This window comes from Mesorhizobium sp. B2-7-3, assembly GCF_006440715.1.
Taxonomy (GTDB): domain Bacteria; phylum Pseudomonadota; class Alphaproteobacteria; order Rhizobiales; family Rhizobiaceae; genus Mesorhizobium; species Mesorhizobium australicum.
Window position 1 is genome coordinate 290,869 of record NZ_VFTY01000008.1, and the last position, 26,286, is coordinate 317,154.

The following is a 26,286-nucleotide window of genomic DNA, read 5'->3' on the forward strand; positions in this document are numbered from 1 at the left end:
ACCAATCAATCGGCTATACGGGCAGGATTGCGGAATTCGCCTTCACCGTTCCGATCCAATCGAGTTTGGAGACACCGAAACTTATTGGAATCAAGAGGGATGATTTCTGCCGATCTTTTGGATACCACGCCCCCTTCGATCCCTCCTCAAACTTCAACAGGGAGTCTCGGCCCGCTCCCGCAAGGCGACATTCCCTACCCGGCAAGTTTCGAAGTCAGACAATCGGGAGGCCTGTCTGACAGGAGTTCCACAGAAGCGATACATTTGAGAATGGCGACCTCATTTTTCACAGCCACGATGGTTTCGAAGCGGCGCGTCGCTCACGGTCCCTCAAGTCGAGAATTCTAAGAGACTTTCAACAATGACCCAGCACACAGAAAACGCTCGAATTCTCATGTACAGCCACGACACGTTCGGGCTTGGCCACTTGCAGCGCTGCCGGACCATCGCGCATTCGCTGGTGGAGGATTTCCGCGGACTTCAGGTGCTTATCATTTCGGGTGCGACTATCGCTGGCGCCTTCGACTACAGAGCCCGTGTCGACTTCGTGAAGATCCCCAGCGTCATCAAGTTGCGCAACGGCGAATACACCTCGCTGGAAAAGGATATTGATCTGCATGAGACGCTGAGGATGCGCCAGTCGATCATCCGCCACACAGCTGAGACCTTCCGGCCGGATATCTTCATTGTCGACAAGGAACCGCTCGGCCTGCGCGGTGAGATTGAGGATACTCTGTCCTACCTCAAGACGCGTGGCACCACGCTGGTGCTTGGCCTGCGCGAGGTGATGGATGCGCCGCACCTGCTCGAGGCAGAGTGGGCGCGCAGGGATGTGATGCGCAAGATTGGCCTGTTCTACGACAAGGTCTGGGTCTACGGGCCGCCGGATTTCTACGATCCGCTGACCGGCCTGGATGTGCCGCCGGCTGTCAGGGCAAAGATGAGTTTCGTCGGTTTCCTGCAACGAAGCTTGCAGCGGAACGAGTTGCCCGGCCACCGGCCCGAGGGCGATTATATCCTGGTCACCACCGGCGGCGGCGGCGACGGTGCCGAATTGATTCACGACGTCATCGATGTCTATCAGCAGGATCCGCAACTGCAGCACAGGGCGCTGATCGTGCTTGGGCCTTACATGCCGGCCCGCAAGCGCAACAAGCTGCTCAAAAAGGGGGCCAAGATCCCCTACATCAAGATGATCGAGTTCGACAACCGCATGGAAGACCTGATTGCCGGCGCTAAGGCGGTGGTGGCCATGGGTGGTTACAACACCTATTGCGAGATATTGTCTTTCGACAAGCCGGCGTTGATCGTGCCGCGCATCGAGCCACGTCAGGAACAACTAATTCGCGCTCGGCGCGCAGCCGAACTCGGCCTCATCGAGCTGCTTTTGCCGCACGAAGCCAAGGACTCCCAGCGATTCGCCGATGCCCTCGTGGCGCTGCCGGATCGGCCCCGCCCCTCACAGAGTAATCCGCATCTGACGCTAGAAGGGCTGCCTCACATTTCCGAGATTGTCGCGGAATTGCTCGACCGGCGGGCCGGCCATCACCTTTCGGTCGTTGAAGGAACCAACTGACTTGCAACGTCGCAAGATCGTCGTGGTCCTGAAGGGCTATCCGCGGCTGTCGGAAACTTTTATCGCACAGGAACTGCTCGGTCTGGAACGCGCGGGGTTCGATTTGATACTCGTCGCACTCAGGCGGCCCACCGACGCAAAACGGCACCCCGTCCATGACGAGATCAAAGCGCCGGTCCACTACCTGCCGGAATATCTGCATGATGAGCCGCTACGCGTGCTTCGCTCGCTTTGTGCCTATTTGCCGCGGCCGAGCTTCTGGCGCGCGCTCGGTTCGCTGGTAGCCGATATCTCCCGCGACTTTACGCGCAATCGCGCACGCCGCTTCGGGCAAGCGCTCGTGCTGGCGGCCGAATGGCCGGAAGAAGCGGGATGGTTGCATGCGCATTTCGTGCACACGCCGGCATCGGTGACGCGCTACGCCAGCCAGCTTCGTAGCCTGCCCTGGAGCTGCTCAGCCCATGCCAAGGACATCTGGACTTCAGCGGACTGGGATTTGGCTGGCAAACTTTCCTCGGCCCGCTGGACAGTCACCTGCACGAAAACCGGCTTCGATCGTCTGAAAAAACTCGCCAAAGGCAACTCGTCTGTGCATCTGAGCTATCATGGGCTCGACCTTGATCGCTTCGGAAGTTTTGGCGACGCGCGACAACAGTATGACGGCTCGGAGCGCGGCGGAGCGGTTGTCGTTCTGAGTGTCGGACGGGCCGTCGAAAAGAAAGGTTACGATACCTTGCTGGAGGCCCTTGCCCTCTTGCCTGGCGATTTGGCCTGGCGTTTCGAGCATATCGGCGACGGCGAAGAACTGGAACGGCTCAAGGCGCTGGCGCAAAAACTCGGCCTGGATGATCGCGTCGCCTGGAAAGGGGCGCTTGCGCAGGAGCAGGTGCTTGAGCACTACCGCTGCGCCGACATCTTCGCCCTGGCCTGCAGGATCACCGCGAATGGGGACCGGGACGGCTTGCCAAATGTTCTTGTGGAGGCAGCTAGCCAGCGGCTCGCATGCGTGTCCACCGATGTTTCTGGTGTGCCGGAGCTTATATCGCCCGATGAAACCGGGCTGCTGGTACCGACAAACAGCCCAATCGGCCTGGCACAGGCGCTGGAGCGCCTGATCCGGGATCCCGTCCTGCGCGCCCGCCTGGGCGACGCCGCAGAGCGGCACGTGCGCGGCAATTTCGATCATACGGCGAGCATTGGACAACTCAAGGAATTGTTCGAGCGCGAGTGGCGGGCCATCGATTGAAGCAGCTCCGTGCCTTCCTCTATGTCCAGCACCTGCTCGGTATCGGACATCTCGCTCGCACCAGCCGCGTCGCGGCGGCTCTGGTCGATGACGGGTTTGACGTAACGATCGTGACCGGCGGAGCGCCGGTCGCAGGGTTTCCGGGACCGGGGGTAAAATCTGTAACCCTGCCACCTGTCACCTCCGGTGATGAAACATTTTCCGGACTTGTCGATCTGCAGGGCATACCCGTCGACGATGATTTCAAGAAACGCCGTTCAGAGATGCTGCTCCAAGCATTCCGGGATTGCAGGCCTGATGTCGTGATTGTCGAGGCGTTTCCATTTGGACGCCGGCAGATGCGATTCGAACTCTTGCCGCTGATCGAGGCGATCAACGCGACGTCGCCCAAACCGCTGCTGGCGACGTCCATCCGTGACATCCTTCAGGAGCGCGTGAAGCCGGGCCGAAATGAGGAAACGGTTGATCTCGTCAATACGCACTTCGACCTTGTTATGGTCCACGGCGACCCGGCTTTTGCAACCGTCGACAAGACATTTCCACTGGCCGGGGCGATCAAGGCCGAGGTCACCTACACGGGGCTCGTTGCCGCGCCGCCCTCGCCCCCGGCCTCCGAGCGCTTCGACGTTCTGGTGTCAGTTGGCGGCGGAGCTGCCGGAAGCAGCCTTGTAAGCTCCACCATCGCAGCGGCGCGGAATGCCAAGAACGGTTGGAAATGGTGTTTGATCACCGGCCCAAACCTGCCGAAAGACCAGTTTGACGCGATCGCACACGACGTCACGCCGGGCCTGTCCATCTTCCGGTTCCGCGAGGATTTCGCGAGCCTGCTGACAGCTGCCCGCCTGTCCGTCTCGCAGGCGGGTTACAACACGGTCTGCGATGTCCTGCGCGCGGGTTGTCGCTCCCTGCTCGTCCCATTTGCAGCCGGCGGTGAAACAGAACAAACGGTTCGCGCCCTGCTGCTTGAAGAACTCGGTCTTGCGACGGTTGTTATGGAAAGGGACCTAACGCCTGAAGGTTTGGCGAAAGCGATCGAAGCTGCGCTTGTGGCACCTAGACCATCCGCGCATCGCCTCAATCTGGACGGCGCCCGTCACTCGGCGCAAATCCTGCGCGACCGGCATCGAACATGGTCCCTAAAACAGGGCCCCGGCTTCAAGAAAAGCTCATGATCAACAGACGATGGATCCTAACGCGGTTCCTCGTTTCGCGTAAACCTTTGAACCGCTCTACCTCCTTGTTCTGCCGCAAGTCCGAACGGAGAGCCGTTCACATGTTCCTGGAATTTGCTCTAACGCGTGTCGCTTCTGGTGAGCTTCGTGCAAGGCGCTTCAAGGACGTGTATTAATGCCCCAAACCGCTACGCAATTTTGGGCGAAAAGCTAGACAGTTCCGATCAGCATGAAGCGCGTATAATTTTTGGTCGGCAGCTCGCCGGAGAAGCGCACCTCCCGCAGTGCCGCCATTGCTTCGAAGGCTGCCAGCGAAGCCACGCAGTTGACGTGCGTCGGCTCGCTGAAATAATCATTCGATTGCAGCAGAACATTCGTGCCCTGCGGAAGCAGCGCAAGCCAGGCGCGCAGATCGGCTATGTGTTCGCAGCTTGTATTGACGGTCAGGTCGGGACGCCCGGCCGCATAGTCGAGTGCGTACATATCTGCCGTCATGGCCCGGAACCGGTCGCCGGCGTCCCGGTTTAGCGTCAGGGCGACGGGCGCGACTTCGGGATCGATGTCAATGCTGTCGACCGCCGCAATGTCGAAGCGGACATCGTTGAAAAGCATCGCCGACAACACGCCATACCAACCACCCAGAACCCATATGCGCCCGAAGCGCCCGCCGCAGCTGTCGAACAGCCGATCGAGCGCCCACATCTTGCAGGCGACCTGTTTGTGGTTGAACGCGTTGCCCATATCGGCGTTCGGATGCTGGGCGATGACGCGCGCCAGCCCTGCCACGAGAGGTCGGTCGACATAGGCCCCAATTCCGCGCGTGAGGTCCAAGGCTTGCTCGCGCCAGTCCATGCCGGCATTGCGTGGTTGCGTGACATCCATCATATTCGTCTTGTATGGTGGGATTTCGGGCGACACAACGCAATCTTGCCCCCCGCAAGGCCGTTTTGATCCGCGGATTTGATTATGCTGTTAGCCGCTTCGCCATTGCCCGGTGCCGGAGAGAGCCGGCTGCATCTGTCGGGACCATCGGCGTCGTTCGTGCACTGCATCTTCGAGCTTGTCATTGGCGACGCAGAAATTGCCGATACGCCATGCGCCGGTAGCCGCTTCTTCGTCCCGCATCCTTCCAACTAAAGGGTCCACGGTCGCATATGGAACCCAGCCTAGCCCGCTATATCTGGACCCACACGAAAAAGCAGCAGCTTTGGATATTGATGATCGTCGTGCTTTCGATGGTCCCTTATTTCATGTCCTTCGACCTGCCGAAGCTGATCGTCAACGGCCCGATCCAAGGTAAAGGCTTCGACCAAGTGGGCGCGACCCAGCCATTCATGAGGCTGCATTATAGCCTGCCGTTCATTGGCGAGGTCCTGTTCTTCTCCGGTTTTCAGCTCGGCCGCAAGGCGACGCTGTTTGCCCTGAGCCTTGTGTTCCTCCTGCTGGTCGTCATCAACGGCCTATTTAAACTCTACATCAACACCTACAAGGGCCGTCTGGGCGAACGCATGCTGCGGCGTATCCGTTTCGATCTGGTCGATCGTGTGCTGCGGTTTCCGCCGATATATTTCAAGCGGGTGAAATCGGCCGAAGTGGCGACCATGGTGAAGGACGAGGTGGAGCCGCTGGGCGGCTTTATCGGCGATGCCTTTCTGCAGCCGGTACTGCTCGGCGGTCAGGCGCTGACCGCCATGCTCTTCATCATGGTCCAGAACGTCTGGCTCGGACTGATAGCGGTCGTGATCGTGACGATCCAGATCGTGCTCATCCCGCGAATGCGGCGGCGGCTGCTCGTGCTCGGGCGCCAACGGCAATTGACGGCGCGCGCACTTTCGGGCCGGGTTGGCGAAATCGTCGACGGTATCGGCGCGGTTCACGTCCACGATACATCAAACTACGAGCGCGCCGACATAGCTGCCCGGCTCGGGCTCATATTCAAGATCCGCTTCGATCTTTACCAATGGAAATTCATGGTAAAGTTCCTCAACAATTTTCTCGCGCAGCTCACGCCCTTTCTGTTCTACATGATCGGCGGTTACCTAGCCATTGAGGGTCGGCTGGACGTCGGCCAGCTCGTGGCCGTGATCGGCGCCTACAAGGACCTGCCCGGACCGATGAAGGAACTGATCGACTGGGACCAGGATCGGCAGGATGTCCAGGTCAAATATCAGCAGGTGGTTGAACAGTTCACTGTGGAGGGTCTCATTTCGCCTACAATCGAGGCGTTGGCGATCGACGATCCCGATCCGATGACCGCCCCCCTGTCGGCAATCGGTCTGTCCATAGCAGACGATGGCGGTGCGATCCTTCTCAACCGTGTCTCCCTCCAGGTCAAGCCGGGTGAGACGGTGGCGCTGGTCAGCACTGCAACAGGGGGAGCCGAAGCGCTTGCAGAGGCCTTTGCGCGGCTGAACTGGCCCGACAGCGGAAGGATCGTTTCGGGCACCCACGACCTGCTTGAACTCCCCGAAGCGGTGACCGGACGGCGCATGTCGTATGCCTCGTCGGATGTTTTCCTGTTCCAGGCAAGCCTCCGCGATAACTTGCTCTACGGGTTGAAACATGCGCCGCTGACGCCGGTGACTTACGACGGTGCAGCGGCAGACCAACACCGCTGGAACATCGAAGAGGCGCGCCGGTCGGGCAATCCGGATCTTGATATCCGCAGCGACTGGATCAACTATGCTTCCGCCGGCGCTACCGGCCCGCACGACCTCTTTGAAGCCGTGCGCCGGGTGCTCGACGCAGTTGTTCTGTCGCGCGACATTCTGGACCTTGGCTTGCGCTCTTCGGCCGACCTCAAGCGTCACACGGAACTTGCCAAGCGCATCGTCGAACTGCGTGCGGCGTTGCGAACCCGGCTTGAACAGGAAGGGCTGAGCGGACTGGTGGTTCCTTTCGAACCGGGCGCCTACAACAAGGAAGCGACAATCGGCCAGAACCTGCTCTTCGGCGCTGCGGCCGGCCCTGAACTGGCGGATAGGGCGCTGGCTGCCAACCCATATTTTGCTTCTGTGCTCAATGAAGCCGGTCTCGACCGCACGCTCTACGAAATGGGCATGGAGATCGCCGAACAGGCGATCGAGCTGTTTGCCGACCTGCCAGCCGATCACCAGTTTTTCCAGCAGCTCGCCTTCATGAGCGCCGAGGAGATACCGGCCTACGAAACCTTGCTGCAACGGCTCAAGAACCGTCCCTACGAGGCGGTTTCGGAGACCGACCGCGCCATGATCGTTAGCTTGAGCTTTGCCTATATCGAGCCCCGGCACCGCTTCGGCCTTTTGAGCGATGAGCTGATGAGCAAGATCGTCACTGCCCGCAACCGGTTCTATGAAAACCTGCCGACCGAGCTGCATGACGCGATCGAACGGTACGATCCGGGCAAATACATTGCCGCCGCTACTGTCATGGATAATGTGCTGTTCGGGCGTCTGGGCAACAATCACCCCGACGCGCCGGACCGCATACGCTCCATCCTCTATGACCTTCTTGACGAGCTGGGGCTTTATGGCGAGCTTCTCAATGTCGGCCTGGATTTCAACGTCGGCGCCGGCGGCAGGCGGCTGACCGGTGGACAGCGACAGAAGCTCGACGTTGCCCGAGCGCTGCTCAAGCGTCCCGATTTTCTCATTCTCAACCGGCCGCTGTCGGCGCTCGATCAGCGCATGCAAGATAAGGTGTTGCGGAACGTTCTCGAGGAAGCCAGACGCGACGACCATTCGCCGGCAATTGTCTGGGTGGTGACGAATCCGTCCATGGCGATGATGTTCGATCGCGTCATCGTGTTCGACTCGGGTGAATTGGTGGAAGACGGAACACACGAGACACTTTTGGCAGGCGACGGCGTCTTCAAGGAACTGGTGTCGTAGAGCGACGTCCCGGATACGGAACCAATTCCATCTGGGCGCGCGTTGCTCTAATCTGGCAAACGCGAATTTTGAGGTTTGCGACAATGCTGCTCAAGGATGAAGTTGGAATGCTGCAACGCGTTCCCTTGTTTTCTGGCATTGAGTTGACAAAGCTCAAACTGCTTGCGTTCACCTCCGATCGCGTCAGCTACGGCGCGGGCCAGATCCTTTTCCGGCAGGGCGACGAGGGAGATGCCGCCTATGTCATCCTTTCAGGCAAGGCAGATATTCTGGTCGATTCCGACAGAGGGCCGTTAAAAGTAGCCGAAATGGCGCCAAATTCGATTGTTGGCGAGATCGCCATACTGTGCAACAGCTCGCGCACAGCCACCGTCAGAGCGGCAAGTCAGCTGGAAGCCTTGAGAATTCGCAAGGATCATTTCCTGAGACTCATGAAGGAGTCCCCGGAAATGACCATCGAGATATTGCGGGTTCTTGCCGATCGCCTAAGCCACACCACCGCCGATCTGATCGATGCACGAAGTGCCAAATAGCCAATGAGATGCGGTCGACGCTCCCCGTCATTATAGCGCAAGCCTTTGGCTGAGAAGGTCACTGGAGGACATCGGCAAACGGAAAACGGTTCACACTTTTCCTGGTGCTAGCGGCAGTTGTTTGGCTACGATGAGTGACGGGACTGCGAAGGGGCTACCATGGACGACGACGTTTTCCTGGTCAGGTTTTGGGGAGTGCGCGGCAGCATCCCGGTATCGGGGCCAGAATTCTCTCGCTATGGCGGCAACACAAGCTGCATTGAAATGCGCTGTGGTAAGCATACGCTTCTGTTCGACGCGGGCTCTGGCCTGCGGCCTGCCGGCGGGGCGCTTCGGACGTTGGGCGTGACCGATTTCGACCTACTTTTCACGCATTGCCACTACGATCACATTATCGGGCTGCCATTCTTTGCGCCGATCTACGACCGGAGCGTCACGGTTACGCTTTGGTCCGGGCACCTTGCCGGGCGCATGACGACCCGGCAGATGGTCGATGCATTCATCCGGCCGCCTTGGTTTCCGGTGAAGCTGGAGGCCTGCAAGGCAAGCCTCGACTGCCGCGACTTCGTGGCCGGAGACGTGCTTCGGCCCCGCGAAGGGGTGGTGGTCCGGACGGGCAGTCTTGTTCACCCAGGCGGCTGCATCGGCTACCGGGTCGAATGGGGTGGCCGTGTGGTGTCGGTGATCACCGACACTGAGCACGAGCCCGACAAACTCGATCCCGCAGTGCTCGGCCTGATCCAAGATGCCGACCTCGTCATCTACGATTGCACCTACACCGATGAGGAAATGGAACGCCGCCGCGGTAACGGGCACTCGACATGGCAACAGGGGATCAAACTCTGTGGCGCCGCCGGTGCGCGAGGGCTTGCGCTGTTTCATCACGATGCGACACGCACCGACGAGGAACTGGATGAGATCGAGAAACTGGCCAAAGACAGGTTTACCGGCGCATTTGCGGCGCGGGATGGGCAGACCCTCGAATTTCCAGTCTCCTTGCCCAAAAAGCGGTGAGCGAGCTATCTTCCCTTACCTGCGCAGCGCCCGATCAATGTCCTGATTGGAAGCCATACGCAGGAGTCAATCTGTGCAGTGACCGTGAACAGCCGTTCAAGGAAAAGCCAGGCCGATTCATCGTGTACGAGATGATGAGTGAGCAGGCCGACCGGTTCGTCGTCGAATGCATCCTGCAAGCGCGCGACGATTGCCTGGATCAATAGACCGTGGTCGCGGCAGCCGCGCGTGCCATGCCAATCCATGATGTCGACATTGCAGTTGATGACCGCCAGTGAAGCCGGGTCCGGGGGCCCGAAGACCGACAATGCCGCAAATCCTATCGATCCAAGGTCGGAGACCAGGCCGGCGTCGATCCTGTTCCAGGGGGGCACGAGCATCGGGACGGTTCGCGCGCCGTGCAGGCCCGTTAGGTGCGACAGCCCGCCAGCCAGTTCTTCAAGAACGGCCTCCCCTGGCCGATGGGCGCCGAGCTCCTGCTTTTTGTGACCCTCGGGAGCATGATTTCGATGCACCCAGCCATGCATGGCCACTGTGGCATGCGGCGCCTCGTCTAGCCGGGCAGCAAGCTTCTCATCCGTGAGGGCCGGAATGACGGCCAGAGTGACCGGAACGGTGAACTCACCCGTGAGGTCGAGCAGCCGATCAAGCGCCGGCGTCGGATCCACGGCATCATCGTCGCGCAGCCAGAACTCTGCCTTGCGACCGGCCCGTTGCCGGCCCGCCAATTCTTCCACCAAGGGCTGCCAGACTCGATCGCAGGATGTCATGAAACCGAGACCTTCGAAAGAAGTTCGACCAGGCGCGCCGCTGCAATGCCGAGGGAACGTTCTTCAAGGATGAAACGTCTGGCTTCTGCTGCCATGATGGTTCTCTCGTCTTTACGGGCCAGAAGCCTTTCAATGGCAGAAGCGAAGGCGGCCACATCTCGCGGCGGGGTGAGAAACCCGGTCTGGCCGTCTCGCACGACTTCCGGCACGCCGGCGATGTCCTGAGCCACCACCGGAAGACCGGCGGCTTGTGCTTCAAGATAGGCAACGCCATAGGCCTCCCCGTAACCCGGCCAGACGTAAATTCCTCCCCCATAGAGGACATCCGGCACGGCGGCTGGATCGATCGCGCCGAGCCATTCGATACGCTCGGCGGCGAAGCCGGCAAATTGCGCCTTGACCTCGTCACGGGCAGGCCCGTCGCCGACGACCGACATCGTCCAGGGCAAATGGCCAATCTGACCCAGCGCTTGCGCCAGCATGCGATAGCTTTCGACTTTGTCGCCCTGGCGCATCATGGCAACAGCAACGAGGCGCGTCGGGCAACCTCGTGCCGGCAGTTCATGGAAGACCGATGTGTCGATGAAGGGTGACAGCATATCAAGAGCGACCTCGGGTATCGCATCTGCCAGTCCCCGACGATCTCTTTGCGTGAAGCAGATGTTCAGCGCCGCCTGTTGGACCGCTTGGACGACCAGCGCTTGTGTATCAGCCCACAAACCGGCATTGCGGCGCCTCGAATAGGAAGCTTCCGCTGTCACATATGGGACAGCAAAGGTCGACGCCAGCCCGGGCCCGATCAGGTCGGGCGCCTTGTAATAAGGATGATAGCAGAACCATAGATCGGGCTTGCCATCACGATCCCAAAGCCGCGTCAGCCGCGCGGCTTCCTCTTTGGCCTCTATCTTGAGCGCATCGAAACGTTCCGGCTCCGGTTCGCGTAGATAGAAGCGCAATTCGGATGCCAGTTCGACGCTATGTCCTCCATGCTCCAGCGCCTTGACCAGCGTGCGTGCCATCTGGCGGTCGCCGGAGGCAACGGAATGATTGGGTGACTTCAGCGGCGCGTAGAAGGCAATTCGCATTGCGCGACCCTATCATCGGAAAGCATGCGCAAGTCAAATTCCAAGCACCATCGACTGCACCTCCAAGCAGTGGAATGTGCTATCTGATACTCATGGAAACAGCTGCCGCCTCGGACCCGTTTGTCGCTTCTTTGCCGGTCTTCGCAAAATTCGAAAGCGTTGCCGACATCGACAACTATCGGCCCCTCCCCGATGGTTGGGCGCTGGCCACCGCCGACATTGTCGGCTCGACCAAGGCGATCGAGACGGGACGCTATAAAACGGTCAATATGGCCGGCGCCAGTGTCATTTCGGCCCTCCTCAACGCGCTGGGTCGGCAAGACCTTCCCTTTGTCTTCGGCGGCGATGGGGCGCTCGTCGCCTTTCCCGGCTCTGCGATGGAGCCCACCCGCAAGGCGCTGGCGGCTGTCCAGAGATGGGTGGCGGACGAACTGGACCTAACCCTGCGTGCCGCAATCGTGCCGATAAAGGATATTCGAGCGCAAGGCCTCGACGTTCGCGTGGCAAGGTTCCAAGCATCCGATGCCATCTTCTATACCATGTTCGCCGGCGGTGGCGGCAGTTGGGCGGAAGCCGAGATGAAAGCGGGGCGCTACCGCATCGATCCTGCTCCGGCTGGCGCACGGCCGGACCTGACCGGCCTGTCCTGCCGCTGGAACCCGATCGGAACCCGTCATGGCGAAATCGTCTCGATCATAGCCACTCCGGGGTCGTCGCGCGATCTGCGCGGTTTTCAGTTTCTGGCGTCCGACATCATCGCCATTGCCAGCAGACAGGAACGCGATGGCCACCCGGTGCCGGTGAATGGGCCGAGTTACAGCTTGCTGCCCGCCGGCCTCGATATCGAGGCGCGAGCCACGGCGCCGGTGGGACGGCGATGGCTGTCGAAGCTGTGGATAGTGTTCCTGATGGCGCTTACGGCCGTCGCCGATAGATATGGCTGGACCGTCGGCGGTTTCGATCCGAAGATCTACAAACGCGACGTGGCCAGCAATTCGGATTTCCGGAAATTCGACGACGGCTTGAAGATGACCATCGACGTTGATGCTGATGTGTTGCAACGGATAGAGAACCGGCTGAAACAGGCGGAAGAGGCCGGCATCTGCAATTATGGCCTGCACCGCCAGAAATCGGCCTTGATGACATGCCTCGTCGCCTCGCCGCTGCACCGCGATCATGTTCATTTCATAGACGGTGCGGCTGGCGGCTATGCGATGGCTGCTGCAGACCTGAAGGCAAAGTTGCCGGTCGGATGACGGCTTGCGAGAATCCACTTTCCGCAATATGCCTCGGCCATGGTTCTGTGGGACTGGTAAGCCGCGCCTGACACCGGCCATCCTGTCCCAACTAACGGGAAAGCAGATTTGGACGCTTCACGATCTTCGGCATATGACCGTCTGCTGAACCGTATCTCGGCGCACACCGCGCATATCGGCGTGATCGGATTGGGCTATGTCGGGTTGCCGCTCGCGATTGCGGTCGCACGCGCCGGCTTCCCGGTTTTCGGCTTCGACATTGAAGCCCAGAAGGTCGAGAGCCTGAACAACGGCCAATCCTACATTGAGGCGGTGACGTCGACAGCCCTCGCCGGCCACGTGGCGAGTGGACGGTTCCGCGCCACAGCGGATTTTGCCGAACTGTCGACCTGCGACATCATCATCATCTGCGTTCCGACACCGCTGACAAAAAACCGTGAGCCGGACCTCTCCTTTGTCAGGAACACGACTGGCATCATCGCAAAGCATCTGCGTCTCGGCCACCTCGTCGTGCTGGAATCTACCACCTATCCCGGCACCACCGACGATGTGATCAAGCCCATACTGGAAGAAACCGGCTTGCAGTCGAAGATAGACTTCTTCCTCGGCTTCTCGCCCGAACGCGAGGATCCCGGCAACCGCAACTTTGAAGTCGCGACGATCCCAAAGGTCGTGGCAGGTGACGGCATTGAAGCGGCGACGCTCGTGCAGGCTTTCTACCAAGGGGTCGTCAAAACCGTCGTTCCGGTTTCCAGCACGGCAACCGCAGAGGCAGTCAAGCTGACGGAAAACATATTCCGGTCAGTCAACATAGCCCTCGTCAACGAATTGAAGGTCGTGCTCGGCGCGATGGGCATCGACATCTGGGAGGTGGTCGAGGCGGCCAGGAGCAAGCCCTTCGGCTACATGCCTTTTTATCCAGGCCCCGGATTGGGCGGGCACTGTGTTCCAATCGATCCCTTCTACCTGACGTGGAAGGCGCGCGAATACGAACTGCCGACCCGCTTCATCGAGCTGGCGGCAGAGATCAACACTGCTATGCCGCGTCACGTGGTCGATGAACTGGCCAAAGCACTGGACCGGCGCTGCGGCAAGGCGCTCAGCCGCTCGCGCATTCTCATCATCGGGCTCGCCTACAAGAAGAATGTGCCCGACATCCGCGAAAGCCCCTCATTGCGGCTCATCGAACTTATCGAGGAATGGGGCGGCAAGGCGGAATTCCACGATCCGCATGTTCCCGAGATCCCGACCACACGGGAGCATATGGCCCTCAGGGGGCGCCGCTCGCTCGAGTTGACCGAGGCGGTGGTGAAGGATTTCGATGCTGTCGTCGTTGCAACCGACCATGACGCGATCGACTATAAGGCTGTCGCTGATCACGCCCTTCTGATCGTCGACACACGCAATGTTTTTGGCCGTCTCGGGCTGCTCCGAGAGACGGTGGTGAAGGCCTGACAAGCGCCCCGGTGGCGACTTTGCCGATGTCAGGAACGTGATTGCACTCCGGCCGCAGCTTCGCCACATAAGGCCGCAAGGCATGAATGCAGTTAAGCCTGTACCTTGGTTGCAACGACAGTCACTCGGGAATTCCTTCGCCTTTGCCGCCGCACGCGACCGTTGACTTGGGGTATCTTTGGGTCGCTGGCGGACTGTGTTATGGCGGATCGCAGTCGACGGGTTTCGAGGTGGTATGAGCATGGCGCGAGCAGAAATTTCCACAATTCTCATGGATAAGGTTGCCGACTGGCTTACTCAGTCGGCGCTGGCAGGCAACGAGCTGGAAACACTGGTAAAGGGGTTTTGCGAGCGGCTGGCTGCTGCCGGCCTGCCGTTGAAGCGGGTGCATTTGAGCTTTTCGATGCTTCATCCGCTCTATGACGCGCTCGGCTTCACCTGGCTTCGCGGCCAAGGCATGGAAGTGGAAGGCTTCCGCAAAAAGGACGGCGTTCATTCCGACACGTTCCTGACCAGCCCATACTACCATCTGCTCAGCAACAAGCTCGACCATCTGCGGCGTCGTCTCGACCCGTCGGTCCCGTCGGAATTTCCTGTCTTCGATGAACTCAGGCTTATGGGCGTGACCGACTACATGGCTTTCGTCCATCCCTTCAACGGCAATACCAGTCAGGGCATGATCGGGTCCTGGTCGACCGACAGTGCTTCAGGTTTCAGCGACAGCATGATTTCGGCGCTGCTGCGTATCCAAAACCATCTCGCCATCGCAACCAAAATGGCGGTGCTCACCAAGCTGGCCGACAACATGATGACCACTTATCTCGGCGGCGACGCCGGCAGACGCGTGCTGGACGGCCAGATCAAGCGCGGCGAGGGCGATACAATCCGGGCCGCACTGGTCATGGCCGACATGCGCGGGTCGACACGGCTTGCCGAAACGTCGGGCCGCGAAATCTACATCGATACGCTGAACCAATTTTTCGACGCCATTGCCGCACCTTTCAATCGCAAAGGCGGGCAGATCATGAGTTTCATAGGTGATGGCTTCATTGCCGTCTATCCTTGCGAAAGGCATCGCTCGCAGTCCGAGATCGCCTGCCAGGCTGCTCTGGCGGCAGCGCACAAGGCCACTGCGCGCATGATGGAGCTCAATCTGCGAAGAAAGGAAAAAGGGTTGTCCGACATAAAATTTGGCATCGGCCTGCATGTCGGCAACGTGATGTTCGGCAATGTCGGGCTTACCGACCGGCTCACATTCTCCGTGTTTGGCTCGGCTGTAAACGAGGTCCAGCGTCTCCAGACCCTGACCAAGAAATACCCGCACCGCGTTCTCGCCAGCAAGGACTTCGCCAGCTATTGCGGCGCCAACAGCTGGCTGACGCTCGGCAGCGAGGAACTGGCGGGGCTCAAGCAGAAGCTGACGGTGCTTTCACCAGATCTGTCGGGCGCTCTCGCGCTCGATGAAGAGAGTGCGCTGGAGGCGATCTACGACCGGAGATCGGAGGCAGAGCAGGTCATGCTGCTTCATCGCGATGCCGCACGGCTGTCGCCGGGCGACCCGAGGAAGCTCCAGTAGCCTGGCCCAATCTGATCCGAACACCTTGTTATGTCGGTCGCCCGGTTCGCCGCTGGCAACCCTTTCGAATCCAAGTTGCTCTAAGCCTGCAATACGCTAGTCTCACTTTCTGGTTTGCCGCCCGGCAGGCCGGCAAAGTGGGCTGGTGAGAATGAATTCGGGCGTTGATCTGCTGCGGGTCGAAGATGTTGGCATCTCTTTTGCCATTATCGGGGGACCCTTGCATGCAGTCAGGCGGGCAAATCTTCGCGTCCTTCCAGGCAAGGTTACCGCGCTTGTCGGCGAGTCCGGTTCCGGAAAATCAGTTCTCAGCCAGGCAGTGATGGGCATTTTGCCGAACACAGCCCATGTTCGTGGCCGTATCCTATTTTCCGATCCTGAAAAGCCCGGCACGACACAGGATATCCTGCAGATGCCGCGCGATGGACCCGAAATCCGGGCCTTGAGAGGCAGCCGCATCGGCAAGATCTTTCAGGAGCCGATGACATCGCTTTCGCCGCTGCACACGATCGGCAACCAGGTCAGCGAATCGCTGCAGATCCATACGCCCATGGCTCGGGCAGAGCGCAAGGCGCGGACCGAGGAAATGCTCAGCCTTGTCGGCTTTCCCAATCCCAAGCGCGCCTATGACATGTATCCATTTGAACTTTCGGGAGGATTGCGTCAGCGCGCCATGATCGCCATGGCGCTTATCTGCCGGCCCGCCCTGTTGATCGCCGACGAGCCGACGACGGCGTTGGACGTCACCATCCAGGCGCAAATCCTGCAACTGCTGCGCGAGCTTCAGAGCAAGCTGAATATGGCGATGCTGCTGATCACCCACGATCTGGGCGTGGTCGCCAATGTCGCCGACGAGGTGGTCGTCATTTACCATGGCGAGATCATGGAAGCGGGACCTGTCGAGGCGATATTCCGCCGGCCAGGTCACCCTTACCTGAAGGGCCTGATGGCAGCCGTTCCGCATTTCGACCTGAAGCCTGGTGAACGGCTAAAGGCGCTGCGCGAGGTGCCGGTGAATGTCGAGAACCTGCTTGGCAAACAGACGGCGCCGGCATCGAAGGGGCCGCACGACATCCTGCTATCGGTCAGGGACCTGACAAAAACCTTCACCATCCGCAAGTCGGGATGGTTCGGCGGCGATCATCAAACCTCAGTTCGCGCCGTGGACGGCGTGAGCTTCGATATCATCCGGGGTGAGTGCCTGGGTCTGGTCGGCGAAAGCGGCTCCGGCAAAACCACCGTCAGCAAGATGCTCATGCGAGCTGTCACGCCTAGCGGCGGCTCTGTGCTTTTCAATGGCCGCGATGGACCGATCGATGTGTTGGGAGGCGACAGAGCCGCCCTGCGCCTGCTGCGCGCGAAGATCCAGATGGTATTTCAGGATCCGGTTTCATCGCTTTCACCTCGCATGACGGTGGAGAACATCTTGAGCGAGCCGTTGGAAATCCATCAACGAGGTAATGCCGCGTCCCGACTAGCCACGGTGAAGAGCCTTATGCAGGCAATCGGGCTCGATCCGCGCTTCATCAAGCGCTATCCGCACAGTTTCTCCGGTGGGCAGCGTCAGCGTATCGGCATCGCGCGCGCGTTGGCGCTGGGGCCTGAACTGCTGATTTGCGACGAGCCGGTTTCGGCGCTCGATGTCTCTGTCCAGGCGCAGATTCTGAACCTCCTGAAGGACCTGCAGAAGGAACTGGGCCTGACTTACCTATTCATATCCCACAACCTAGCGGTGGTGGACTACATGGCAGACCGCATCGCGGTGATGTGCGGGGGGCGTATCGTCGAGCTTGCGCCGCGCGAAATTCTGCTTAGGAAACCGGTCCATCCCTACACGCGCTCGCTGGTCGCCGCAGTACCGTTTCCCGATCTCGACAGGCCAATGGATTTCAAGACGCTGAAGCTCAGCGGTGCTTCCGACAAGAGCGCATGGGGACCGCAATTCCGCGACGAGGGCGACGAGGATGTGCTGTCGCCGCTCGACCTTGGCGGCGGCCACCTAGTGCTGGCCCGACGTTCGGCCAATGTCAGCGAGCTACGATCTTGATCAGCCGGCGCACTGCCCTTGGGCTCATGGCTTCGGCATTTGTGCCGGGCAAGTTACGCGCAGGCGATCTGGAGCCGGAGTTTCTTCAGCCGCAGCTCACGGCCAGGGCGCTGCCGGCACTCGCCGAACGCCTGCCCAAGAGCCCGCGCGTATTGAATCTGGCTGCGATGGGCCGGCAACCCGGCCAGTATGGCGGCACGCTGCGCACGATCATCGGCAGCCAGAAAGATATCCGGATAATGACGATCTATGGGTATGCTCGCCTGGTCGGCTATGACGAAAAGCTTAACATGCAACCCGACATCCTCGAAAGTTTCGACGTCGCGCATGATCGTGTCTTCACATTCAAGCTGCGGGAAGGACATAAATGGTCTGACGGCAGCCTGTTGACGTCGGAAGATTTCCGCTATTGCTGGGAAGATGTCTGGCTGAACGATGAGCTGTCGCCAGGCGGGCTTGCTCCGGGCCTGGTGGCAGATGGCAAGCCGCCACGCTTCGAGATCGTCGACCCGTTGACGGTCCGCTACAGTTGGGAGACGCCAAATCCCGACTTCCTGCCCAAGCTCGCTGCTGCCTCGCCGCTATCGCTTGTTCTGCCGGCCGCCTATCTCAAGCAGTTCCACAAGAAATACCAAGATCCGTTCCGGCTCGCCGGCCTAATGACGGAGAACCGGGTCCAGAAATGGACGCTCCTGCATATCCGCATGTCGCGGCAGTATCGCCCGGAGAACCCGGAGTTGCCGACGCTCGATCCCTGGCAGAACCGGACCAAGCCGCCGGCTGAGCAGTTCATTTTCGAGCGAAATCCGTTCTTTCATAGAATAGACGAGAATGGCAGGCAGTTACCCTATGTTGACCGGTTTGTCTTGAATGTCAGCTCATCGGCGATCATTTCCGCCAAGACCGGTGCGGGTGAGAGCGACCTGCAATGCATGGGCATCGACTTCGCCGATTACTCTTTCCTGAAGGATACGGAGAAGCGTTACCCGGTGAAGATGCATCTGTGGAAACGCACACAGGGTTCCCGGCTGGCGCTGCTGCCCAATCTGAATTGTGCCGACCAGGTATGGCGCAGCCTTTTTCGTGACGTGCGCGTGCGCCGCGCCCTTTCCCTCGCTGTGGACAGGCGCGAGATCAATTTGGCAGTATTCTACGGATTAGCGCGGGAAAGTGCCGATACGGTCCTGCCGGAGAGCCCGCTCTACCGGCCGGAATTCGCGAAGGCCTGGGTCGCCCATGATCCCGACCAAGCCAACGCGCTGCTCGACGAGGTCGGGCTTCAAAAACGCGACGATGATGGCCTGCGTGTACTTCCCGATGGACGCCCGGCGCAGATCATAGTGGAAACGGCCGGCGAAAGCACGCTGGAAACCGACGCGCTCGAACTCATCACCGATCACTGGCGTCAGATCGGCATCGCCCTGTTCGTCCGCACTTCGCAGCGCGACATCTTCCGCAGCCGCGCGCTTGGCGGCCAGATCATGATGTCGATGTGGTCGGGCATCGACAATGGCGTGCCGACCTCCGACATGAATCCGTACCAGTTGGCCCCCACCATCGACGACCAGCTGCAATGGCCGCTGTGGGGCGCTCACTACCTGTCTCGTGGCACGCTCGGTGAGGCGCCCGATCTTCCGCCTGTGGTCGAGTTGATGGCTCTGCTCAAGCGCTGGAACGCATCGACCGAGGCCGCGGAGCGCGCCGAGATCTGGAATTCAATGCTGTCGATCTATACCGATCAGGTGTTTTCGATCGGCACGGTGAACGGAACGCATCAGCCGGTTCTGGCGTCCTCACGGCTGCGCAATCTGCCTGACAAGGCGCTCTACGGCTATGACCCGACCGCCTATTTCGGTGTCTACATGCCCGATACATTCTGGCTTGGAGAGTCCTGAGCGTGTTTCGATATATTGTCTGGCGCATCGCTGTGATGGTTCCAACGCTGCTGATCATATCGGCGCTGGTGTTCACGATCATCGAGCTTCCCCCAGGCGACTATTTCGACAGTTACATTTCCGAGCTTCGGGCCCAGGGCGAAGCGGTAGATTCCGACCGCATCCAAATGATGCGGAAGGAATATGGTTTCGACCAGCCGCCGGTCATTCGCTACTTCTACTGGGTCGGCGGGATGCTGCACGGCGATTTCGGCTATTCTTTCGAATATGAGCTGCCGGTTCGCGACGTCGTCGGGGACCGAATGTGGCTGACCGTGCTGGTTTCCTTCGTCACGATCATCTTCACCTGGCTCATCGCCTTTCCGATCGGCATGTACTCCGCCACACATCAATACAGTTGGGGCGACTACGGCCTTACTCTGTTCGGGCTTCTCGGCCTGGCCATTCCGAATTTCATGCTGGCGCTGATCCTGATGTATTTCGCCAATATCTGGTTCGGCACCTCCATCGGTCATCTCATGGACCCGCAATATCTCAGTGAGCCAATGAGCTGGGCCAAGGCGAAGTCGATCCTCGCCCATCTGTGGATCCCGGTCTTGATCATCGGCACCGGCGGCACGGCAAGCATGATCCGGCGCCTGCGCGCCAATCTGCTCGATGAGCTTCACAAGCAATATGTCGTGACCGCGCGCGCCAAAGGCCTTCATCCCTTCAGGGCGCTCGTCAAATATCCGCTGCGCATGGCGCTAAACTTCTTCATTTCCGACATCGGCTCTATCCTGCCGGCCATCATCTCCGGTGCTGAAATCACCGCGATAGTGCTGTCTTTGGAAACGACGGGGCCGATGCTGATCAGAGCGCTGCAAAGCCAGGACATGTATCTGGCAGGGTCTTTCCTGATGTTCCTTGCCTTTCTGACCGTGATCGGTGTCCTGATTTCCGACCTGGCGCTGGCGCTGCTTGATCCACGAATTCGTTTGCAGGGCGGCAGCACCAAATGAACAAGCAATCGCCCCTGCCCGCTCCGGGTGCCCCACTGCAACACTATGTTTCCATCGAGCCCTTTGACCTGCAATCGGTCGAGGCGATGACGGCCGAGCAGTCGAAGGTCTTTCAGGCGTCGCAGTTGCGGCTGATGTGGTGGAAATTCCGACGGCACCGGCTTGCTCTTGTATCCGGCATATTTCTGGCAGCGCTCTATTTCGGGATACTGCTCTGCGAATTCATAGCGCCCTACAATCTGCACACGCGCAACATGGACTACATTTATTCGCCGCCGCAGCGGGTACACCTGTTCCACAACGGCCAGCTTGTCGGGCCCTTCGTCTATGGTCGCCAGATGACGCTGGATATGGACACACTCAAGCGCAACTACATCGACGAACAGGATGACGTTCAGCGGATTCGCTTCTTCTGCAAAGGCGACAGGTACCGGTTCTGGGGCCTCCTCGAAGGTGACAGGCATTTCTTCTGTCCTGCCGAAAATGGCCAGCTCTTTCTGGCCGGCACGGACAGGCTGGGGCGCGACGTGCTCTCGCGTATCATCTATGGCGCACGCATTTCACTAACAATCGGCCTGGTCGGCATCAGTTTCAGCTTCCTGCTTGGCATTGTCATAGGCGGACTGGCTGGGTATCACGGCGGTATCTTCGACCTGATCGTTCAACGGATAATCGAAGTTCTGCAATCGATCCCCAGCATTCCGCTATGGCTGGCCCTGGCGGCGATCATGCCGATAACTTGGAGCCCAATCCTGATCTATTTCGGCATCACCGTCATCCTCGGGCTGCTCCACTGGACCGGACTGGCGCGGGCCGTGCGTTCAAAGCTTCTGGCCTTGCGCGAGGAGGATTACGTTCTGGCGGCACAATTGATGGGCGCCAGCAGCAGCCGCATTATCCGGCGGCACCTCATCCCCGGCTTCATGTCGCATCTGATCGCGACCGCCACGATCTCCATACCCGGCATGATCCTGGGCGAGACGGCGCTGAGCTTCCTTGGGCTGGGCTTGAGGCCACCGACAACCAGCTGGGGCATCCTGCTAACCGAGGCGCGCAGCGTCAGCGTGATCGCGTTCTATCCATGGCTACTTTTGCCGATGCTCCCGGTCGTTCTCGTCATCTTGGCGTTCAACTTCCTCGGCGACGGCCTGCGGGACGCCGCAGACCCCTACAAGTGAGATCGCTATTCAGGCGGCACGCTGTGCCGCCTGTTCCACCCGTTATGATCCCTGCGGCCGTACTTGTTGCAGTGTTCATCGTCCGCCCTTATATGTGCCGACACTCAATCGAGCTTAGCGCGTCGCCTTGGGGATGCACTCCTGAACAGGTCGTGTCGCGGGCATAGCCGATCTCTTGATCTGGTTCAGGATACAAAAAGCATATGAGTCGTCTCGAGAATTTCATCAGCAGGATGACAGCACAGCGTGACATTCTCGATCACGTCTGCCCCGAGGTGGCGAAGATGGAAGGGCTGGTGCTCGAGCTCGGCCTCGGCAATGGCCGGACGTTCCACCATCTGCGCGAGCGCCTGCCCGGGCGCCGGATCGTGGTGTTCGACCGCGAAGTCGGCGCACACGCCAGCTCAATTCCCGAAGCTGAAAACCTCGTGCTCGGCGAAATACGCGAAACCGGCCGCAAGTTCATTGGCATCGAGGCCGCCCTTGTTCATGCCGACATCGGGACCGGCTATGATGATCGCGATGCAGTGACCGCTACCTGGCTTCCCGATCTGATTGCGAGCCTGCTTCGCGTTGGCGGCTTCGCCGTCAGCGGCACGCCGCTCGATCACCCGCTGCTGCAACGCCTTCCGGCGCCGACGTCGGAGCCTGCCGATCGTTATTTCCTCTGCAAGCGCTTGTGAGCGGCCGAGAGCGCTCTACCATAACGCTGCTCCAGCTCTTTGTTTTAACGCAGTTCCCAAGCGAGAGCGCTACGCCCGCCTTTCCCCCGGAAACGTTTCGCACTCATCCTGCAATTCCTCAGGGGATTGTATACACCGCGATCTCCCGCTCAATGCCGCGCAGCGAGACTTCGTGAGGCACGGGCGTCAGCGCGTTCCTGTGCAACAGATCGGCGGTGAGATTGTCGTCGATCACCGCGCGGGTGGCGAAGATCGCCTGTGCGTTGGCCAGGTTCTGGACCCGTGAAGCAATATTGACTGTCTGGCCAAAATAGTCCTGCCGCTCGTTCATGGACACGGCGATGCAAGGGCCGGCATGGACTCCGATCTTGAGCAGCAGGTCCTCGCGCCCGCTTTTTCCATTGAGCCCACGCATGGCATCGCGCATCCTGAGGGCCGCGGCCACCGCACGATCAGGCGTCGCGAAGGTCGCCATCACCGCATCACCGATCGTCTTCACCACCGCGCCCGCCTCCGCCGCGACGATCTCGTGCAGCACCTGGAAATGCTCGCGCACCAGATCGAAGGCTGACAGATCGCCGACCCGCTCGTAAAGCTCGGTCGATCCGCGCAGGTCTGTGAACAGGAAGGTCAGGCTGGTGATCTTCAGCCGCTGGTTGATATCGAGCGTGTCCGTGCGATAGAGATCGCGAAACGTCTGGTTGGTGAGCAAGCGCTTGGCGGTCAGGAAGGGCCGGCGCTTGCCCAGGAAATCGTGCAATGCGTGGCCGGCGATGAAGACCGTCGGCAGCACGCGGGTTTCGGTCTTGTTTTCCAGGGAAATGCGCAAAGGGCCTGGTTGCATCTCCAACGTCTGGTTCTGGACATGGTCGCGGTCGAAAACCAAGGAGAGGCTTCGGCGCTCTTTTGTTGGTTCGCCCTTAGCGTCGATGAACTGCGCTGAATGCGTGACCGGCTCGAACACGATGACGAATTCAGGCGGAAGCTGTATGGGCAGAACCGCCTTTTCACCGGGCGCAAGCTCGATATCCTCCAGCGAGAACGCTTCCATCTTCTCCGCCAAATCTTCTTCCGGCAGGTCGGCGCCGGACGCCAAGTAGATCTGGCGGAAATATTCCACCAACGGCAGTTCGTGTGGAGTGTGGGCGGCAATCTTGCGTATGCGTGGACTGACGGTGAATGTCACCTCGACCATCTCGTCGAGGGTTGGCGAATAGCCCTCGGAGCAAAGCGCGCAGGTGTATTCGTCCTTTTGCATGGTTTTCAGCGTGGCGTTGGTGTCGAGCACGCCGCCGCAGCCCGGGCATAGAACATTCCAGGAAATGTCGAAGATGCCCACCCGCGCCGCATGGAGAAAGGCGCTGATGGTGCGTTCCTCGTCGAGGCCATTCTTGCTGGCGAAGGCCAGCCCATTGATGCGGCAAAGCTCGCGGTCCTTGCCCTCGGCGATGGTTCGCCGGATCGCATCGATTGCCTGCGGTTCGACATCGGTCGATTGCCGCAGAAGTGAGAACAGATCCTGAGCTTCGGTCATGGTGCAGGCTCCGGAAAATTGCGCCCCGAGGCGTATTGGCCGGACCGGGCTTCGGTCCGCGCACCGCATCTTACGTCGAAACGGATCGAACGGCCATTCGAATGGATAGATCTGATGACAGCTCAATTTGCATGCGGCGGATTTTCACCGGCCGCAAGCGGCACTATGATGGGTGCATGGGGCATTCATCTTTGGGGCTTTCTCCCGTGCCGACATCCAACAACCCGCCACTTCCCGCGGCGCTACGGCTTTTCTCGGCTGGGGTCATTATTGTCCTCATCGTCGGCGCCGGCCTGTTTTTCGCGCCTGCGCTGGTCAAGCCGCGCTGGCCCTGGCCCGTCACGCCGTTCAGTGCCCGCTTTCTCGGCGGCTTCTACACCGCCGAAATGGCAGTGATGGCGGCGCTCTTATTCTGGAATCGCTGGTCGCCGGGCAGGCTCGTGCTGGTCATGGCGTTCATCTTCACCCTCATAGTGTCGGTGGTTTCGTTGATCAATCTCGGCTATTTCGACTTCGAGCGAAAAGCGGCCTGGCTCTGGTTTCTGGTCTATCTTGGTTCGGTCGCCGTATCGGGGCTGTTCCTGTGGCGGGCCAGGGCCCGTCAGCCAGCAAGTGGCGTGACCCCAAGCCCGGCATGGCGCAGCTACATGTTGGCGGAAACGGCGGTCCTTTGCCTCTATGGCTTGGGCATGTTGCTGTTTCCCGCTATGGTCAGCAGCACCTGGCCATGGACGGTCGATCCCTTCCACGCCCAGGTCTATAGCGCCATCTTCCTCGCCGGCGCTGGCGGCACCTACCTTATTTGGAAAAGCGCGCCGCGCGAAGAATTGCTGGTGCTAGGCCTGGCGCAATTTCTGGTCGGCCTGCTTTCCATCCTTGGCCTCGTCATCACCGACGGCGCGGTGCACCGGATCGACTGGACGGCGGCCGCTACATTGAGCTGGCTCGCCCTTTTCGGCTGGATCGGCATCAGCGGCGCCTTAAAACTCTACACTGGCTTTCGGTATTTTGGTTTGCATTCGACAGCATAGGCGGCAGAGACGGCTGGATTTTCAGGTGACGTCCGGTGCATCGTGAGGGGCCGATACATTTCGCCAGGAAGCCATGACCAGCACGACCTCGCCATCCGAGAAGATCCAGCCGCAGCTCCGGGCCGTCCGGCGAAGCGATGCGGAGGCGCTTTGCGCGATCTTCAACATGCCGGGCTTCCGCTGGGGCACGTTCAGGATGCCCTTCGAGACGGTAGACCAGGTTGAGCGGCGCATCGCCAAGTCCGGCCACGAAGACACCTGGATCGTCGCCGAATTGGACGGCAAGGTCGTCGGCCATGGCAGCCTGGTCGTGCAAAGCTCGCCGCGCCGTTCACATGTCGGCGAAATCAATATCGGCCTAGACGACGGCTTTGTCGGCAAAGGTATCGGCTCTGCCATCCTTGGCGCGCTGCTTGACGTGGCCGACAACTGGCGCGCCCTGAAGCGGGTCGAATTGAGCGTCTATGTCGACAACGAACCGGCCATCCACCTCTACACCAGCCACGGCTTCGAGGTCGAAGGCCGGCATGTGAAGGCCGGTTTTACCGACGGCCAGTACCGCGACCTCCTGAGTATGGCCCGGCTGCGGTTCTAAGATCCGCTTTTATCAACGCTGCTGGCGACACGAGCGCGGTCGACAGCAGGTATCCTCGGAGTGCCGGGACCGCGACAACACGCAATCTGAGGCTCATTGCATCGTCCCCGACAACCTAGTTTATGGCGTTGACGTAGACAATTCGTGCCGGATCCGGGTAGTGGGTCAGTTTGAAATTCAAGTATGTCAGCACGTCATTTGCCGAACGCCAGAACCTCACCATGCGGATGCACATGCGCCGCTTTACGCGCCTAACCAATGGCTTTTCCAACAAGGTTGAGGCTCACGCCAACGCGGTCGCGCTGCATTTTATGTATTACAATTTTGTGCGCATCCATGCCACTTTGCGCGTGACGCCTGCGATGGCCGCTCGCGTGACTGACCAGCTTTGGGAGATTAGCGACATAGTTGCGCTTATCGAGGCGAAGGAAGCCGAGAAGCCAATGGTTCGCGGCCCGTACTAGACGCGCCCCGCATGAACATTGTGGTTCCATTACTGTCTATCGTCGGCCCGATCTATTTCGCCATTCGGGGCTTTCCCGTTGAATTCGTTTTGGTGTGGGCCGCTATTTGGACGGGGCTTCGCGCTATCGCTACTTGGAAACCGATTTTCGCTGCTATCAAAGGCGACTGCGACCAGCCACCGTCATGGCTCGACCGGCATCCTTCCGTCACTTTGGTCGGAGTCTTTGCAGCTACACTGGCAATGGTCGAAGCGACGCATGTAGCAGTCTACTATTGGACGATCTGGCGGTTAATTTCAAACTGAC

General features: G+C 59.8%; 21 protein-coding genes and 1 pseudogene. 18 read left to right on the top strand and 4 right to left on the bottom strand.

All coding sequences use genetic code 11. From position 1 onward, the window contains the following. Positions 1-361: 361 nt before the first annotated feature. From FJW04_RS19980 to FJW04_RS19990, 3 genes are read left to right on the top strand one after another with little or no spacing between them, the layout of a single operon-like run. Entirely contained in the window at positions 362-1,576 is a 1,215-nt protein-coding gene (locus FJW04_RS19980; RefSeq protein ID WP_140619064.1) for a glycosyltransferase family protein, read from the top strand. Position 1,577: 1 nt separating this feature from the next. Then, entirely contained in the window at positions 1,578-2,822 is a 1,245-nt protein-coding gene (locus FJW04_RS19985; protein ID WP_140716154.1) for a glycosyltransferase family 4 protein, read from the top strand. Then, positions 2,819-3,994, top strand: a complete 1,176-nt coding sequence (locus FJW04_RS19990; RefSeq protein ID WP_140619060.1) for a glycosyltransferase family protein — start codon at positions 2,819-2,821, stop codon at positions 3,992-3,994. The genes FJW04_RS19985 and FJW04_RS19990 overlap by 4 nt, the downstream gene beginning before the upstream one ends. Positions 3,995-4,204: 210 nt before the next feature. Here FJW04_RS19990 and FJW04_RS19995 read toward each other — a convergent pair whose 3' ends face one another. Beyond that, on the bottom strand, positions 4,205-4,876 hold the full coding sequence (locus FJW04_RS19995; protein WP_140619282.1) for a class I SAM-dependent methyltransferase: 672 nt from the start codon (positions 4,874-4,876) through the stop codon (positions 4,205-4,207). 272 nt (positions 4,877-5,148) lie between these two features. Between FJW04_RS19995 and FJW04_RS20000 the strand changes: the two genes are divergently transcribed. The 3 genes from FJW04_RS20000 (at position 5,149) to FJW04_RS20010 (ending at position 9,410) form a co-directional block, all read left to right on the top strand. Beyond that, complete coding sequence (locus FJW04_RS20000) at positions 5,149-7,863, top strand: ABC transporter ATP-binding protein (RefSeq protein WP_140716156.1); 2,715 nt, start codon at positions 5,149-5,151, stop codon at positions 7,861-7,863. A gap of 83 nt (positions 7,864-7,946) precedes the next feature. Next, positions 7,947-8,396 (top strand): cyclic nucleotide-binding domain-containing protein, encoded by a 450-nt coding sequence (locus FJW04_RS20005; RefSeq protein WP_140661343.1) that lies wholly within the window; start codon positions 7,947-7,949, stop codon positions 8,394-8,396. A 159-nt stretch (positions 8,397-8,555) separates the two neighbouring features. Then, entirely contained in the window at positions 8,556-9,410 is an 855-nt protein-coding gene (locus FJW04_RS20010; protein WP_140716158.1) for an MBL fold metallo-hydrolase, read from the top strand. Between the two features lie 5 nt (positions 9,411-9,415). Here the strand turns inward: FJW04_RS20010 and FJW04_RS20015 are convergent, their stop codons facing one another. Next, positions 9,416-10,180, bottom strand: coding sequence for a polysaccharide deacetylase family protein (locus FJW04_RS20015; protein WP_140619051.1), 765 nt, complete (start codon positions 10,178-10,180; stop codon positions 9,416-9,418). Next, entirely contained in the window at positions 10,177-11,265 is a 1,089-nt protein-coding gene (locus tag FJW04_RS20020) for a glycosyltransferase family 4 protein (RefSeq protein ID WP_140619049.1), read from the bottom strand. The genes FJW04_RS20015 and FJW04_RS20020 overlap by 4 nt, the downstream gene beginning before the upstream one ends. A gap of 92 nt (positions 11,266-11,357) precedes the next feature. Here FJW04_RS20020 and FJW04_RS20025 point away from each other — a divergent pair, with 92 nt between their 5' ends. The 8 genes from FJW04_RS20025 to FJW04_RS20060 all read left to right on the top strand — a co-directional run bounded on the left by FJW04_RS20025 (position 11,358) and on the right by FJW04_RS20060 (position 22,356). Continuing rightward, on the top strand, positions 11,358-12,521 hold the full coding sequence (locus FJW04_RS20025) for a DUF3095 domain-containing protein (protein WP_140619280.1): 1,164 nt from the start codon (positions 11,358-11,360) through the stop codon (positions 12,519-12,521). A gap of 108 nt (positions 12,522-12,629) precedes the next feature. After that, complete coding sequence (locus FJW04_RS20030; RefSeq protein ID WP_140716160.1) at positions 12,630-13,976, top strand: nucleotide sugar dehydrogenase; 1,347 nt, start codon at positions 12,630-12,632, stop codon at positions 13,974-13,976. Between the two features lie 235 nt (positions 13,977-14,211). Continuing rightward, a complete protein-coding gene (locus FJW04_RS20035) occupies positions 14,212-15,552 on the top strand; it encodes an adenylate/guanylate cyclase domain-containing protein (protein WP_140619044.1) in 1,341 nt (446 codons plus the stop codon). 151 nt (positions 15,553-15,703) lie between these two features. After that, complete coding sequence (locus FJW04_RS20040; protein ID WP_140619042.1) at positions 15,704-17,599, top strand: ABC transporter ATP-binding protein; 1,896 nt, start codon at positions 15,704-15,706, stop codon at positions 17,597-17,599. After that, complete coding sequence (locus FJW04_RS20045; protein WP_140619278.1) at positions 17,596-19,494, top strand: ABC transporter substrate-binding protein; 1,899 nt, start codon at positions 17,596-17,598, stop codon at positions 19,492-19,494. Before FJW04_RS20040 ends, FJW04_RS20045 begins: the two co-directional genes overlap by 4 nt. 2 nt (positions 19,495-19,496) lie before the next feature. Continuing rightward, a complete protein-coding gene (locus tag FJW04_RS20050) occupies positions 19,497-20,495 on the top strand; it encodes an ABC transporter permease (RefSeq protein WP_140619040.1) in 999 nt (332 codons plus the stop codon). After that, a complete protein-coding gene (locus tag FJW04_RS20055) occupies positions 20,492-21,673 on the top strand; it encodes an ABC transporter permease (protein WP_140716162.1) in 1,182 nt (393 codons plus the stop codon). Before FJW04_RS20050 ends, FJW04_RS20055 begins: the two co-directional genes overlap by 4 nt. Before the next feature lie 203 nt (positions 21,674-21,876). Beyond that, a complete protein-coding gene (locus tag FJW04_RS20060) occupies positions 21,877-22,356 on the top strand; it encodes a class I SAM-dependent methyltransferase (RefSeq protein WP_140619036.1) in 480 nt (159 codons plus the stop codon). A 118-nt stretch (positions 22,357-22,474) separates the two neighbouring features. Here FJW04_RS20060 and FJW04_RS20065 read toward each other — a convergent pair whose 3' ends face one another. Beyond that, a complete protein-coding gene (locus FJW04_RS20065; RefSeq protein ID WP_140716164.1) occupies positions 22,475-23,890 on the bottom strand; it encodes an adenylate/guanylate cyclase domain-containing protein in 1,416 nt (471 codons plus the stop codon). A gap of 101 nt (positions 23,891-23,991) precedes the next feature. Between FJW04_RS20065 and FJW04_RS20070 the strand changes: the two genes are divergently transcribed. The 4 genes and pseudogenes from FJW04_RS20070 (at position 23,992) to FJW04_RS20085 (ending at position 26,285) form a co-directional block, all read left to right on the top strand. Next, complete coding sequence (locus FJW04_RS20070) at positions 23,992-24,921, top strand: hypothetical protein (RefSeq protein WP_246673922.1); 930 nt, start codon at positions 23,992-23,994, stop codon at positions 24,919-24,921. A gap of 73 nt (positions 24,922-24,994) precedes the next feature. Beyond that, positions 24,995-25,516, top strand: a complete 522-nt coding sequence (locus FJW04_RS20075; RefSeq protein WP_140716166.1) for a GNAT family N-acetyltransferase — start codon at positions 24,995-24,997, stop codon at positions 25,514-25,516. Positions 25,517-25,701: 185 nt separating this feature from the next. Next, positions 25,702-25,980, top strand: a pseudogene (locus FJW04_RS20080) (IS1 family transposase); the annotation flags it as partial. An 11-nt stretch (positions 25,981-25,991) separates the two neighbouring features. Continuing rightward, positions 25,992-26,285 carry a hypothetical protein gene (locus FJW04_RS20085; RefSeq protein ID WP_140716168.1) on the top strand — a complete coding sequence of 98 codons (294 nt, stop codon included), beginning with the start codon at positions 25,992-25,994 and terminating at the stop codon, positions 26,283-26,285. Position 26,286: the final 1 nt, after the last annotated feature.